12 protein-coding genes and 2 tRNA genes are annotated in these 13297 nt (G+C 41.1%); 9 read left to right on the forward strand and 5 right to left on the reverse strand.

Features of this window, described 5'->3' with window-relative positions:
* The first annotated feature begins 427 nt into the window (after positions 1 to 427).
* From ACTNBR_RS15185 to ACTNBR_RS15195, 3 genes are all read left to right on the forward strand, one after another.
* A complete protein-coding gene (locus ACTNBR_RS15185; protein ID WP_441019061.1) occupies positions 428 to 817 on the forward strand; it encodes a GrdX family protein in 390 nt (129 codons plus the stop codon).
* A 115-nt stretch (positions 818 to 932) separates the two neighbouring features.
* On the forward strand, positions 933 to 1643 hold the full coding sequence (locus tag ACTNBR_RS15190) for a TetR/AcrR family transcriptional regulator (RefSeq protein ID WP_427807447.1): 711 nt from the start codon (positions 933 to 935) through the stop codon (positions 1641 to 1643).
* Between the two features lie 187 nt (positions 1644 to 1830).
* Positions 1831 to 2550 (forward strand): hypothetical protein, encoded by a 720-nt coding sequence (locus ACTNBR_RS15195; protein WP_441019055.1) that lies wholly within the window; start codon positions 1831 to 1833, stop codon positions 2548 to 2550.
* A 76-nt stretch (positions 2551 to 2626) separates the two neighbouring features.
* Here the strand turns inward: ACTNBR_RS15195 and pdaA are convergent, their stop codons facing one another.
* Positions 2627 to 3448 carry a delta-lactam-biosynthetic de-N-acetylase gene (gene pdaA, locus ACTNBR_RS15200; RefSeq protein ID WP_441019056.1) on the reverse strand — a complete coding sequence of 274 codons (822 nt, stop codon included), beginning with the start codon at positions 3446 to 3448 and terminating at the stop codon, positions 2627 to 2629.
* A 159-nt stretch (positions 3449 to 3607) separates the two neighbouring features.
* On the opposite strand from pdaA, the gene mgrA reads away from it, so the two are divergent.
* Both mgrA and ACTNBR_RS15210 read left to right on the forward strand, forming a co-directional pair.
* Positions 3608 to 4606: an L-glyceraldehyde 3-phosphate reductase gene (gene mgrA / locus ACTNBR_RS15205; protein ID WP_427807438.1), complete on the forward strand. Its 999-nt coding sequence runs from the start codon at positions 3608 to 3610 to the stop codon at positions 4604 to 4606.
* A 172-nt stretch (positions 4607 to 4778) separates the two neighbouring features.
* The gene (locus ACTNBR_RS15210) at positions 4779 to 6038 is read left to right on the forward strand and encodes a Glu/Leu/Phe/Val family dehydrogenase (RefSeq protein WP_441019057.1); all 1260 of its coding nucleotides are present in this window, start codon (positions 4779 to 4781) and stop codon (positions 6036 to 6038) included.
* Positions 6039 to 6130: 92 nt separating this feature from the next.
* Here ACTNBR_RS15210 and ACTNBR_RS15215 read toward each other — a convergent pair whose 3' ends face one another.
* The 3 genes from ACTNBR_RS15215 to ACTNBR_RS15225 all read right to left on the reverse strand — a co-directional run bounded on the left by ACTNBR_RS15215 (position 6131) and on the right by ACTNBR_RS15225 (position 8360).
* Positions 6131 to 7369: an amidohydrolase family protein gene (locus tag ACTNBR_RS15215; protein WP_441019058.1), complete on the reverse strand. Its 1239-nt coding sequence runs from the start codon at positions 7367 to 7369 to the stop codon at positions 6131 to 6133.
* Between the two features lie 99 nt (positions 7370 to 7468).
* On the reverse strand, positions 7469 to 8095 hold the full coding sequence (locus ACTNBR_RS15220; protein ID WP_427807434.1) for an SdpI family protein: 627 nt from the start codon (positions 8093 to 8095) through the stop codon (positions 7469 to 7471).
* Positions 8082 to 8360: an autorepressor SdpR family transcription factor gene (locus ACTNBR_RS15225; protein ID WP_427807432.1), complete on the reverse strand. Its 279-nt coding sequence runs from the start codon at positions 8358 to 8360 to the stop codon at positions 8082 to 8084. The genes ACTNBR_RS15220 and ACTNBR_RS15225 overlap by 14 nt, the downstream gene beginning before the upstream one ends.
* A gap of 187 nt (positions 8361 to 8547) precedes the next feature.
* Between ACTNBR_RS15225 and ACTNBR_RS15230 the strand changes: the two genes are divergently transcribed.
* Both ACTNBR_RS15230 and ACTNBR_RS15235 read left to right on the forward strand, forming a co-directional pair.
* A tRNA-Trp gene (locus ACTNBR_RS15230) sits at positions 8548 to 8618 on the forward strand.
* Between the two features lie 262 nt (positions 8619 to 8880).
* Positions 8881 to 9351 (forward strand): Lrp/AsnC family transcriptional regulator, encoded by a 471-nt coding sequence (locus ACTNBR_RS15235; protein WP_441019059.1) that lies wholly within the window; start codon positions 8881 to 8883, stop codon positions 9349 to 9351.
* An 88-nt stretch (positions 9352 to 9439) separates the two neighbouring features.
* On the opposite strand, the gene ACTNBR_RS15240 is transcribed toward ACTNBR_RS15235, so the two are convergent.
* Positions 9440 to 9510 (reverse strand) — tRNA-Trp (locus ACTNBR_RS15240).
* Between the two features lie 536 nt (positions 9511 to 10046).
* Here ACTNBR_RS15240 and nrdD point away from each other — a divergent pair.
* Positions 10047 to 12236, forward strand: a complete 2190-nt coding sequence (gene nrdD, locus ACTNBR_RS15245; protein WP_427820232.1) for an anaerobic ribonucleoside-triphosphate reductase — start codon at positions 10047 to 10049, stop codon at positions 12234 to 12236.
* 27 nt (positions 12237 to 12263) lie between these two features.
* Positions 12264 to 13241 (forward strand): hypothetical protein, encoded by a 978-nt coding sequence (locus ACTNBR_RS15250; protein WP_441019060.1) that lies wholly within the window; start codon positions 12264 to 12266, stop codon positions 13239 to 13241.
* The last annotated feature ends 56 nt before the right edge of the window (positions 13242 to 13297 follow it).

Genomic DNA, 13297 nt, shown 5'->3' on the forward strand with positions numbered 1-13297 from the left:
ATGCATGGAGCTGACTGTTACTAATCGGTCGAGGGCATAACCTGAGCAAACAGGCAAGAAGCGGAAAAGCATGAGTGGAAGAGACGGGAAGGATGCTTGCATCCGGAGCGGATCTTGCAGGAATGCGTGTCCATTTGTTACCAAATGGACAATGAGAGAACGAAGTTCTCGAATGGTTTTCGTGGAAAGTAAGTTTGAAATGGTAGGATAGGAAAGAAATGGATGGAGAGATAAAACTTTGTATGTGGTTTTGAAGGTACATAAAAAGAGATAGCTGCAGACTTTGGTGACAAGGTTTGCAGTTTTTTTCCATATAGGAATTTGATAATAAATTGACTTTTTTTGTTGCGGAATTTATAATTAATAAAGTCGCGTAGATATAAGATATTATAATAATTTAGAATAAAAATGAGAGGCAGGGATGACCATGTGGAATCCGGATAAGGCTATTATTATTACGAATAATGATAGGGTTTATGAGAAGTATAAAAAAGAAATGCAGGTGATTCTTTTAGATAGTTATGAAGATGTGTTGATTAAAACACGGGATATGGTTTACAATCGTCATATTCTGTTGACGCATCCACAGGCTTCCAGCCTGAAACCGAATCAGACGCCGTATCGTTCTGTTGTTGTTTATCCGAAGGGAGAAGAAGATAACATGAAGGATATCATGCTGATCGAGAAGTGTATCGAAACATACAGACAATGGCAGGAAATTGCACCGACACCGAAGAATTACGCAGAAAAAGTGGCAAATGATTTTAAGACAATTGATCTGTCTGGGATTGAGAATATAATCCCCAGAATTTCGTAATTGAAAACACGGCTGTAAGTATGGCTGTGCTCAAAAGTAAGTAGTGCGGGCAGAATCAGAGGATCTGCTTTGTGAGAGATTTACAATAGAATAAGAAAGGTAGAGTCTGCGTAACATGGAGCAACAGACGAAGAGTAATTATTTTAAAGGATTATCTAAGCGAGACTACATTGAAAAGGCATACGAGATTATACAAAATGAAGGAATTGCGGCAGTATCTATCCGAAGAATCGCTAAGGAAATGGGATGCTCCTCAGCAAGCATGTACCGGTATTTCGGCAATCTGACTGAATTATTATTTTATGCTGAGTTGAGGGAATTGCAAGGTTATATTAAGAGATTAAATGCAAGTGAAAAAAGATGGAAAAATGTATGGGATATTTATGTGGGGGTATGGGATTGCTATGCAAGAGAAGCATTTCAAAAACCTGAGGCATATGATTTGCTGTTTTTTAAGTATTCTAACATGAAACTGCAGAAGGTATTTAAAGAGTATTACGAAATGTTCCCTGAGGATATCGAGGATGCAAATCATATTTTTGCAGAGATGCTGTATGCTCCTAGTTTTGTAGGAAGAGATTTCCGGATGTGCAGAAGATGCATACGCGCAAATGCGATTAATTATTATGAAGCAATTCAGTTGAATCGTGTGGTCTGTATGACCTATAAGGGATATTTGAAAACGATTCTTGATGATGGTATTCGAGAAGAGCAGATCGAGGGAAGAGTGCGGGAATTTATTTCCGATGTAGATATGATTGTCATGAAATTGGCTAAAGATCTAAAAGGGTATAACGGATATTATTCAACGAAAAAGAACATATAAATTATAGGAAGACACAGCGTTATTACGTAGGCTGTGTCTTTTGCGTTATATGGAAAAAATGCACTATTGGGATGCAAATTAAAATGCTTAGTATGTGCAGAATTGTGAGCGATTATTCATAGAAAATATAAATATATCAATAATATCTATAAAAAAGCTTGAATGTTATCGCGATAAGTTGTATAATGTGGGCATAAGGCAAGCGGTAATAAGGTACGGAACACTTATTCCGGATTCCAATAATCTGAAGAGCGATGCTATTTTGGTCAGCGTTTGTGATACAATGGCAGCGATCCTTGCCGGTTTTGTAGTTATTCCTACTGCGTTTGCAGGAGGAATGGAAGTTTCTAAGGGACCGGCTCTGCTGTTCGACGTTATGGCAGGTATCTACGGTAAGCTTCCGGGCGGAAGACTGATCGGTTCAGCTTTCTTTATTGGCGTAGCATTTGCAGTACTTTCTTCTTTGTTCACATTCTTTGAGATTTCTATCAGAACATTCGAAGAAAAATTGAAAATGGGACGTAAGAAAGGTATCATCGTATTTGCAATCATCGTACTTATTGGTAACATTTTTGTATCTCTTGGATTTGGTCCACTTTCTAACTTCAAGCTTCCGTGGCCGAGCTTCCAGGGTATTGAGATGTACGGTCTGTATGACTGGCTTGACTGCTTCACCGGTTACTTATTACTTCCTCTTGGCTGCTTACTTACCTGTATTTTCGTTGCGAAAATCTGGGGATTTGAAGGGTATGAAAAAGAATTATATAAGAACACCGACCACAAGTTAAGTAAATTTGATAAGGCTCTCACAGTAGTAGTTATTCCGTTGTTTATGGTTATCGTTCTTTTGAACGTATTTGGGCTTCCTTGGATAATTGACATAATTAATCATATAGCCCTCTGGTAACTCACCAAAAGGGACGAGGCATTCTATGTGCCGCGTCCCTTTTGGCAGTTTTCTGTTCATACTGTATTATTGCCTTTTAAGCTGAAGAAGATATCAAATCTTCCAGTGATTTGAAGGAGTATCCCATTTCTTCCCATTTTGTCAGGAGTTCATCGAGAATCTGGGCATTGGTGGAAGAAGTGCTGTGCAGGAGCACGATTGCACCCGGATGAATGCGGGAAAGGAGCTTGTCGAAAGCGTCTTCTTTTGACGGTTGTTGATTTTCATACCAGTCTACGTAGGCGAGACTCCAGAAAAATGTTTTGTAGCCCATATCTTTGGCCATCTGAAGATTGCTCTCGCTGTATTTCCCCTGTGGGGGTCTGTAGTATTTGGTCATTTCTTCGCCTGTGATTTCTTTATACAATTCTTCTACGGATTGCACTTCTTCGGCAAAGGCTTCTTTTGAGGAAATCTGGGACATATCTTTATGATGATATGTATGATTTCCAACGGTGTGCCCTTCTTCTGTCATTCGAAGAATCAAATCCTTATTATTTTCCAGATAAGTACCGACAACGAAGAAAGTAGCGGGGACCTGGTGCTTTTTGAGTGCATCGAGAATCGGCGCGGTGTTTCCATTTTCATAACCGGCATCGAAGGTAAGGTATATGACTTTTTCGTCCGTATTTTCAGCGTAATATGCGTCGTAAACGGCAAGTTCGTCATATGTAGCATTGGCTACGGGCGGTTCTCCTTCTTCCTGAAAACTCAGTCCCCAGTTTCCTTCGGAAGAGGTGGTGACAGTTTCGGGAAAATATAGCTCTTTCAGTCTGGCGGCTCCGATGCCTGTGAGGAAAGAAAGGCAAAGAATAGAGCAGACAAGGAGAGAACGCTTTATAAGTGATTTGGAAAGCATAATAACTCCAAAGTATATTTTTAAGAAAATATATGTGAAAGTATTTGCGAAAAGAAGCGTCAAAGCTGGACTTTCGGAAGAAAAAGCGATATGATAACGTTGTTTGTGCATTTTATATGCTGACTGAATTTACAGAAACGGATTGAAGGAGGAATGAGTATGGCATATATGGCAAATGAAGAACGATATCAGATTATGAAATACAACAGGTGCGGAAAGAGTGGCTTGATGCTTCCGATGGTTTCTCTTGGCTTATGGCACAATTTTGGAAGCAATGCCAGCATGGACAATATGAAAGCGATGTGTTTCAAGGCATTTGATCTTGGCATCACGCATTTTGATTTGGCAAATAATTATGGGCCTGAGATTGGAAGTGCTGAATATAATTTCGGGAAGATCCTGCATGAAGACTTGTATCCATACCGGGATGAACTTATCATCAGTACCAAAGCGGGATATAAGATGTGGGAAGGGCCTTATGGCGACGGGGGAAGCCGTAAGTACCTGATTGCAAGTGTAGATCAAAGCCTCAGACGCATGGGACTGGAGTATGTAGACATTTTTTATCATCACAGGATGGATCCGAAAACGCCGTTGGAAGAGACGATGGAAGCGTTGAATACGATCGTTAAAAGCGGTAAGGCACTCTATGCAGGGATTTCGAATTATGACGGACCGACGATGGCGAGAGCGGTGGAAATTCTGGAGGAGCTTAAGTGCCCGTTTGTGATCAATCAGAACCGCTATTCTATTTTTGACCGTACGATTGAATTAAATGGCCTGAAGAAAACGGCGAAAAGAATGCGGAAAGGTATTATTGCATTCAGCCCGCTTGCCCAGGGACTTCTGACAGACCGTTATCTGAACGGTATTCCGGAAAACAGCCGTATTCGCGCTGACGGACGATTTCTGACAGAGGCGGCACTCACACCGGAGCGACTGGAACAGATCAGGGCGCTGAATGAGATCGCTGCCGGAAGAGGACAGACTCTCGCGCAGATGGCACTGAGCTGGGTACTGAAGGATGAGGACGTGACGAGTGTGCTGATCGGTGCATCGAGTCCGGAGCAGATTGAAGAGAATGTAGGAATAATCAATCAGACGGGATTTACGGAAAATGAACTGGCTGAGATCGACAGAATCAGTCTGAGAAGTTAAATACTTTATTCTTTTAAGTATAAGCCGGGTTGTCTTTCGAAATTTAAGTGTATAAACAGAAAAAAAGAAATATTCTTGTCTTAGCCAAGGCGTATTGACTTCTGGAGGGTTTCGTTCTACCATTGCATTCAGTTGATGCGCACAACCAATCAGCTGCTAAGGAGAGAATAAAATGGCACAGGCTTATGACCCATATACAAACGTAATTCATACTATGACAAAAGCAATGGAAATTGGTCATATTGACCAGTCTATGTTTGAGATTCTGAAAAATCCACAGCGGGAAACCAAAGTATATCTTCCGATTGAAATGGATGATGGAAGGGTTAGAGTATTTGAAGGATACCGAGTTCAGCATTCTAATATACGTGGACCGTTTAAGGGAGGAATTCGATATCACCAGAATTGTGATTTGAATGAGGTGAAGGCACTTGCAACATGGATGACACTAAACTGTGCAGTGGCAGATATTCCATACGGTGGGGCGAAGGGCGGCATTCGGGTTGATCCGGGAACTTTATCGGAGAGAGAATTGCGAAGGCTTACCAGGCGGTATACATTTGCAATAGCGCCAATTATTGGCGCGGATACGGATATTCCGGCTCCGGATGTGAATACCAATTCACAGACTATGGCGTGGATTCTGGATACATACAGTCAGTTAAAAGGACAGCCATGTCCTGGAGTTGTAACCGGAAAGCCGGTTGAACTTGGAGGATCCAGAGGGAGAAATTCAGCGACAGGAAGAGGAGTCGTTATCAGTACGAAATTGCTGCTTGCTCTGGAAGGAAAGACATTGGAAGGAACGACTGTAGCAATACAGGGAATGGGAAATGTTGGTGCTAATGCAGCAAGAATATTTTATCACAGGAAAGCAAAAGTCATTGCCATCAGTGATGTATCAGGCGGACTTTACTGTGAGGAGGGATTGGACATTGATGCGATTTCACTCTATTTGAATCAGGGTGGAAGATTCCTGAAGGATTACGATGCCGCTGGAATTACACATATTACGAATGAAGAGGTGCTGACATGTAAATGCGATGTTTTGGTACCGGCTGCGCTGGAAAATCAGATTACAGAAGCAAATGCTGGAAAATTGCAGTGTGGCTGTATTGTGGAGGCGGCAAATGGCCCGACAACAGAAGGGGCAGATGATGTGTTGGAAAAACGGGGAATCACCTTGATTCCGGACATCTTTGCAAACAGCGGAGGAGTCATTGTCTCTTATTTTGAATGGGTTCAGAATATTCAGGAACTGACATGGGAACGAGATCAGGTAAATGAAATGCTTGAAAAACTGATGTCAAAATCTTTTCAAGAAATTTTGAATGTTACAGAAGAATGTCATTGCAATTTCAGAATGGCGGCTTATATTGTAGCATTGAGAAAGCTGGTATTTGCGGAAAAAATGAAAGGGATTTTTCCGTAAAATGAAGGGAAAAGAAAAACGAGAGGAGAATGGCGGTGTAAATATCCTCAATTACACCGCCATTCTTTCTTTATTTACCAGTAAAAATGGAATTACATAAATGTATTGGCAGTCCCTACATAACGGATTCCATTTTCAAAAACACGTTTACCGCCCAGGGTGACGAACTTCACATCGTTCAGACAGGTGATATCTTTGCTTGCATCTCCACTTACGACCAGAAGGTCTGCGTCAAGTCCTTCTTTGATGAGGCCGCGCTGGTTTTCAAAGCCGAGTACTTTGGCGGGATTCGAAGTTGCAGTCTGAATGGCCTGTAACGGAGTGATTCCATATTCCACCATGTACTGAAGTTCCCTTGGAAGAGGCAGCAGTGGTGAACCGTAAACAACCATGTCGGTTCCGGCAAGTACTGTGACACCGGTATCATAGAATTTTTTGAAATTATCCCTGTAAGCTTTGTAGGCAGGTTCAAAATATTCCCAGTTTGCCATTTCTTTTTGCATGACCGGATCATTTACGGGTTTGCCCGCATTTTCTTCCAGATTCTTTTTCGTGATTTCATATAAATAAGTATAGGCCATGATGGTTGGAGTCCAGGCGATTCCCTTCTCTGCCATCTGCTGTACCTGCTCGTAGGTTAAAAAGGTTCCGTGTTCGATGGTATCAAATCCGGCGTCGATGCTCATCTGAATGCCCGGCTGTGTTCCGGCGTGGATTCCACATTTGATCCCTCTTCTGTGACATTCGTCAGCGGCAGCATTTAACTCTTCCTGGGTATACTCGGGAATGCTGCTGCGGTGTGTGGTAAGAATCTTGATCCACTGGGCTCCGTCACGAACCTGACGGCGGATCTCCTTTCGGATCTCCCATGGTCCGTCTACCTGGGCAATGTCATCATCCCAGCCATGCCCGCCTGTCATACACATGCCGTTGTCGACATGTGTGATTCTTGGAATCGTGATAAATCCTTTCTCTGCCGCGAGATTCAGGGTTGCACAGAGCTTCCGCGCGGAAGTCATATCACGCACGCTGGTGATACCGCGCTCAAATGCGGCCTGTGCGTGCTGCAGAGCAAATAACGTGATCAGTTGGTCATTGTAATTGAAGCTGTCCGGCTGTGAGAACCAGTAGCCGAGATGCACGTGCATATCGCAAAGCCCCGGTAAAAGGGTGGCATCGCCATAGTCCTTCACTTCTTTTTCCGGAAATTCCGCGATGAGTGCTTCTTTCGGCCCGATTTTTCGGATCGTTCCATTTTCAACAGCAACGGCTTTATCTTCCAGTACCGTCTTGCCATCGCCGGTAATGAGATGTTTTGCGCAAATAATCATGATTTTATTCCTGCCTTTATTTTTAGTTTCATGACTCAAGTATAACATCTGCCGGGTAAGATATCCAGATGGATTTCATCTTGTATTTCTTCTTGCAGATTAATCGCCTTTTTTGTAAAGAACAAAAGAAAAGATCATAGGAAACACTGCCAGAGGAATCAGGAGCAATACGGTGAGAATCGGAAATCCGAAAAGTCCGAAGAATATCATAAGAATTCCTCCGATGATCCAGAGATATCCTGCGAGATGGTGTGTCTTATTCCAGTTTTCCTCGCTGGCGAGAGTCCATGGAATCTTGATTCCTATGGTGTAATTCTGGCGGCATTTTGGAAGGTAGTTGCCGCAAATAGTGAAGATAATTCCGACCATAATCATGGCAATCTTATCGATGGGAAGCTCATGCCCCATATTGATAAGGAGGGATGCCGGTACCATGATTAAAGAAAGCACAGGAATACACCATTTTCCAAGTAATTTGATCGCAGGAGCGGAATTGTTGTTTCGTGGGTCATGATCCAGGCCTACATGGACAACAATATTGAGAACAGCCATCAGGAGTGGAAGACCGAAAGCACCAATAAGTCGCGGTGCATATCCGTTCGGCTCATTATTTGGTCCCCAGTGTATCGCCATCTGTTCCGGCAGACGGGTGTAAACTGCAGCGGAGAAAATCATGGGCAGCAGACAGAGCAGTGTAGTAAGGATCAGAGTCTTATTTTTTTTCATCAGAAACACCTCCAAATTGTGAAAACCAAAGCATCATTTCTTCAAATACGGATACATTGATTTCATAATAAATGTAATTCTTGTAGCGGGACTCGAAAACCAGTCCGGCTTTTTTGAGTTGTGATAAGTGATAGGAAATTGTAGCATTGGTCATATCAAAATTTTCCGCAATCTCGCCGGCGGACTTTTTGCCGTCCTTAAGCAGGACGAGGATCTCCCGGCGGACCGGATCAGACAATGCTTTAAACGTATCTGCGAACGCCAAATGATCACCTCCAATTGGTATAAGCATTTAGAAATATTTCTAAATAGAATATATCATGAAGAAACTATAAAATCAACATCTATTTAGATAAAAATCTAAATAGGTAATTTGGAAATTATTATTGACAAAAGTGTCTGTTCATGATATAAATATCAAGTAGCCTTTTTTGAGGTAAATAATTGAATATAGGGGATTGGTCAAATGGTATGACAGGAGTCTCCAAAACTCTTAGCGGGAGTTCGATTCTCTCATCCCCTGTCAGATAAAGCACTGATAATGTTGAACTTGTAACATTTAAGTGCTTTTTTGTTTGTTAGATAAAAAAATTGTGTTCGTGAAAAAGAGTATGAAGGAAATACTTTATTGACAGAATAATTGATGGATGTTATCATACAGAATATTAACGAATATTTGCACAAAGATGTACTTTGCTATAAAAGCAGTACATCTTTTTTCTTTTCCCAAGATATAACAAGGATTAGACACTACAGAACTTAAAATCGACTGGAGGCAAAAACTTATGAAAAATCATGAATTAGATTCTGTTGATCGCACAATTTTAAATATCTTACAACAAAATGCCAAGCTTCCACTTAAAGAGATTGCGGAAAATGTTTATTTATCTGTACCTGCAGTGTCGGCAAGAATCGAAAAAATGGAAAAAGAAGGTTATATCACAGGGTATCAGGCACAGGTAAATCCTATTGCATTGGGTTACCATATCAAAGCTTTGATTAATCTTGAGGTTCCTCCGGAAGAGAAAAGTGTATTTTATCCATATATCAAAGAATGCTTAAATGTCGTTGAATGCAACTGTGTAACCGGAGAGTATTCTATGGTGCTGGAAGTATTATTTCCAAGCACCGTGGAGCTTGATAAGTTTATCGGTGAATTGCAACGCTTTGGAAGAACTAAAACCCTTATAGTTTTTTCAACTTCTGTGGAACATAGAGGAATTCCGGCAAACCCGAATGAGATAGTACGTGAATGATCTTTTTTTGTAAGAGAAAGTAAAATAATCATTGTATCAAAAAAGCACTAAATACGCTGAACCGCAACATATTTAGTGCTTTATCTGACAGGGGATGAGAGAATCGAACTCCCGCTAAGAGTTTTGGAGACTCCTGTCATACCATTTGACCAATCCCCTATGTATTGAATTGATTTGCGTGAAATCATACTGTATTCTTATACCATAGTTTGTAATATTTGTCAATCAATATCTTTGAAAATAGAGTGCCGGGAAGTAAAAAAATAATGGGAGTGAAAGTTGAGGTTTACGTGCTAATCTGTAATTATTTTGTTTTAGAACGTAGTGGTTGGGGAGTATTACGTTTTGTTTTCAATTTGTTGCTGTATTCGCTATACTAGTATATCGGCTTGGTCATTAAGCTGAATTAAGATAATCAGAAAATAATGTATTTCATTTCGAAGTTCTTGAGTTGTATATGTACGTTGGTAGACACCGATATAATTGGCAGAAATTATTTTTGATTCAAAGATAAGAGTTGCAATTTTCTGAAAAAATGTGGAAATGAAGAATTTTAAAAATATGGCGATTTGCTCTTTTATTTTGCCATGGATTGGTGTATGATAGATAACGTAGCCACCAAATATAGTGGAGAAACGCAAAAGTGACGCAACATTTGGTAGATGTTGATAGGGGTTAAAGGTAAGGAGAAATATATGGATACAGTAGTAAAAACAAGGGTTATCAAGAGGAATGGGGAAGAAGTATCATTTGATCAGACTAAGATTGTGAATGCGATTGAGAAGGCTAATCAGGAGATTGCACCGATTCATCAGATGAATCAGCATCAGATTCTGGCGATCGCAGATACCATTGCTCAGAAGGCAGAAGAGATGACACATGCTGTTCATGTGGAAGATATACAAGATATGGTAGAGACCGGAATTATGGAGATGCGTGGGTATGAGGTGGCGCAGAAGTACGTGCGCTATCGTTATAAGAGAGAACTGACTCGTAAGTCCAATACTACAGATAATGGAATTCTGTCTCTTCTGGAACACATGAATGAAGAAGTGAAGCAGGAAAATTCGAATAAGAATCCGGTCATTAATTCGACGCAGAGAGATTATATGGCAGGAGAAGTAAGTAAGGATCTGACTCGCCGTGTCCTTTTGCCGGAAGAGATTGTACGTGCACATGAAGAAGGAATCATCCATTTCCATGATATGGATTATTTTGCACAGAAGGAACATAACTGTGATCTGATCAACCTGGAGGATATGCTTCAGAACGGAACGGTGATCAGCGAAACGATGATTGAGAAACCGCACAGCTTTTTTACTGCTTGTAATGTCACCACACAGATCGTAGCACAGGTAGCCAGCAACCAGTATGGCGGACAGTCATTTACACTGTCTCATCTGGCACCGTTTGTGGATGTGAGCCGTCAGAAAATCCGTAAGAGTGTGATTGAGGAGAGAATGGAATCCGGTGAATCACTGGATGAAGGAATCATCAAAAAAGTGACAGAGCGTCGTCTACGTGAGGAAGTGAAGAGCGGAATCCAGACGATCCAGTATCAGCTGATCACGCTGATGACCTGTAACGGACAGGCACCGTTTGTGACTATGTTCATGTATCTGGATGAGGTCCCGGAAGGACAGACCAGAGATGACCTTGCGATGATCATTGAAGAAGTACTGATCCAGCGTATGCAGGGAGTTAAAAATGAGAAGGGTGTCTGGATCACTCCGGCTTTCCCGAAACTGATCTATGTGCTGGATGAGGATAATATCACAGAAGAATCCAAGTACTGGTATCTGACAGAACTGGCAGCAAAATGTACCGCAAAACGTATGGTTCCGGATTACATTTCCGCAAAGAAGATGCGAGAACTGAAGCAGGGCGATGTGTACACCTGTATGGGATGCCGTTCTTTCCTGACGGTAGAAGATTCTCAGCGCAATCCGGATGGAAGCCACAAATACTATGGAAGATTTAATCAGGGAGTTGTGACGATTAATCTTGTAGACGTTGCATGCTCTTCCGAAGGGGATATGGATAAATTCTGGGAAATCCTGGATGAGAGACTGGAACTTTGCCACAGAGCGCTTCGCTGCCGTCATGAACGTCTGCTTGGTACCGTTTCAGACGTGGCTCCGATCCTCTGGCAGCATGGAGCACTGGCCAGACTGAAAAAGGGAGAGAAGATCGACAAACTGCTTTATAACGGATATTCAACGATTTCGCTGGGTTATGCAGGACTTTATGAAATGTGCGTGCGCATGCTCGGCAAATCACATACAGATCCAGAGGCGAAGCCATTTGCACTGGCTGTTATGCAGAGACTGAATGATAAATGTAAAGAGTGGAAAGAGGCAGAAAATATCAGTTATTCTGTTTACGGAACACCGATGGAATCTACAACCTACCGCTTTGCAAAATGCCTGCAGCGCCGGTTTGGAATCATTCCGGGTGTAACGGATAAGAATTATATTACGAATAGTTATCATGTTCATGTAACTGAACAGATCGATGCATTCCAGAAGCTGAAATTTGAATCCGATTTCCAGAAATTATCACCGGGTGGGGCAATCAGCTATGTGGAAGTTCCGAACATGCAGAATAACATTCCGGCAGTTCTTACAGTTATGAAATTTATTTATGACAATATTATGTACGCGGAACTGAATACCAAGAGTGATTTCTGCGAATGCTGCGGATATGACGGAGAGATCCAGATCGAAGAAGATGAGACAGGAAAACTGATCTGGAGATGCCCGAACTGTGGTAATACCAATCAGGATAAGCTCTTTGTGGCAAGAAGAACCTGTGGATATATCGGAACGCAGTTCTGGAATCAGGGACGTACACAGGAGATTAAGGACAGGGTGCTGCATTTGTAAATAAGAAATGATTAAAAGAATTGTACTATGAAAAAAAGATATTTTTTGAAGATGCTGCTATTTATGATTTTAGGTATGGTAATTTTGCCTGGATGTACAAAGTCGCAGGTGCTGAAAGGGAAGAGTGAAGAAGAACAACTGGAAAAGCAAAAAGAGAAATCACCTTATTATTTTTCATTTACCGTCACAAAAGAAGAAGGAAATAAGTTGAATACTTATAATTATATTTCTGATTTTGAGACGAAGACGATAGATGAAAAGTCGAAGATTCCTTACACCTCCCAATATCCTTTGACTGTATACTTAGATTCAAAGGATGAGGTATATTACACATACCGAGAAGATGGAGCAGGCGATGATGAGATTTATCGAAAGAAGTGCGGAAGTTTGAACGGGAACCGGTTGACAGATTCTTTATTTGCCGTTAATTATATTTTCCCATTTGCAGATAGAGTATATCTAGTAGCTGTTGAAAATGGAACAAGGGCGATGGGCTTGTTTAAGCTTGAAAATGGAGAAATATGCAGGATGCTGAAGGATGAGGATGCATTTGTATGGCAGGTGAATTACAATTCTGATATAGAGAAAATTGTATTCAATACATATTCCCAGTCGGAATTTGATGAGAAGATGGCAAATAATATGGGAGAAGAATCTTTTGGTGTGAATACGATTTATGAGATGGATTTAGAAACAGAAAGAATCCAGAAGATTGCAGATGTAGAGGCGGGATATATGACAGCAATTGTATTAGATTCTTCTGGTGACATTTATTATCAAATAGGAGATTGGTACAAACTGAAAAATGGAAAATCCCAGAAATCGACTATCTTTGAGGATTTAAAGATAGATAAACTGATTTCCATGCAAAATAGGAAAGTGTATTATATTTCATATGAATCGGAAATTATAGGTTATGACTTAGAAACCGGAGAGAAAGAATCATTTTATACCCTAAACTCCCATGCCCGCACACTTGGCACCACCATAAATGAAACTGTGTAAGCCGGAAGGTATTGAGTTTGTTTATGCCGTTCTGTATACTTATAGTAACGGCAAAG

Origin of the sequence: Bariatricus sp. HCP28S3_F11, from assembly GCF_052065395.1 — a bacterium.
GTDB lineage: Bacteria > Bacillota > Clostridia > Lachnospirales > Lachnospiraceae > Allocoprococcus.

What these genes read in the sequence shown, in the direction of transcription:
- mgrA (WP_427807438.1), top strand. Translation starts at nt 3,608, where the DNA reads ATGGCATATATGGCAAATGAAGAACGATATCAGATTATGAAATACAAC.
- ACTNBR_RS15190 (WP_427807447.1), top strand. Translation starts at nt 933, where the DNA reads ATGGAGCAACAGACGAAGAGTAATTATTTTAAAGGATTATCTAAGCGA.
- ACTNBR_RS15250 (WP_441019060.1), top strand. Translation starts at nt 12,264, where the DNA reads ATGAAAAAAAGATATTTTTTGAAGATGCTGCTATTTATGATTTTAGGT.
- ACTNBR_RS15185 (WP_441019061.1), top strand. Translation starts at nt 428, where the DNA reads ATGTGGAATCCGGATAAGGCTATTATTATTACGAATAATGATAGGGTT.
- ACTNBR_RS15220 (WP_427807434.1), bottom strand. Translation starts at nt 8,095, where the DNA reads ATGAAAAAAAATAAGACTCTGATCCTTACTACACTGCTCTGTCTGCTG.
- nrdD (WP_427820232.1), top strand. Translation starts at nt 10,047, where the DNA reads ATGGATACAGTAGTAAAAACAAGGGTTATCAAGAGGAATGGGGAAGAA.
- ACTNBR_RS15235 (WP_441019059.1), top strand. Translation starts at nt 8,881, where the DNA reads ATGAAAAATCATGAATTAGATTCTGTTGATCGCACAATTTTAAATATC.
- ACTNBR_RS15215 (WP_441019058.1), bottom strand. Translation starts at nt 7,369, where the DNA reads ATGATTATTTGCGCAAAACATCTCATTACCGGCGATGGCAAGACGGTA.
- ACTNBR_RS15210 (WP_441019057.1), top strand. Translation starts at nt 4,779, where the DNA reads ATGGCACAGGCTTATGACCCATATACAAACGTAATTCATACTATGACA.
- pdaA (WP_441019056.1), bottom strand. Translation starts at nt 3,448, where the DNA reads ATGCTTTCCAAATCACTTATAAAGCGTTCTCTCCTTGTCTGCTCTATT.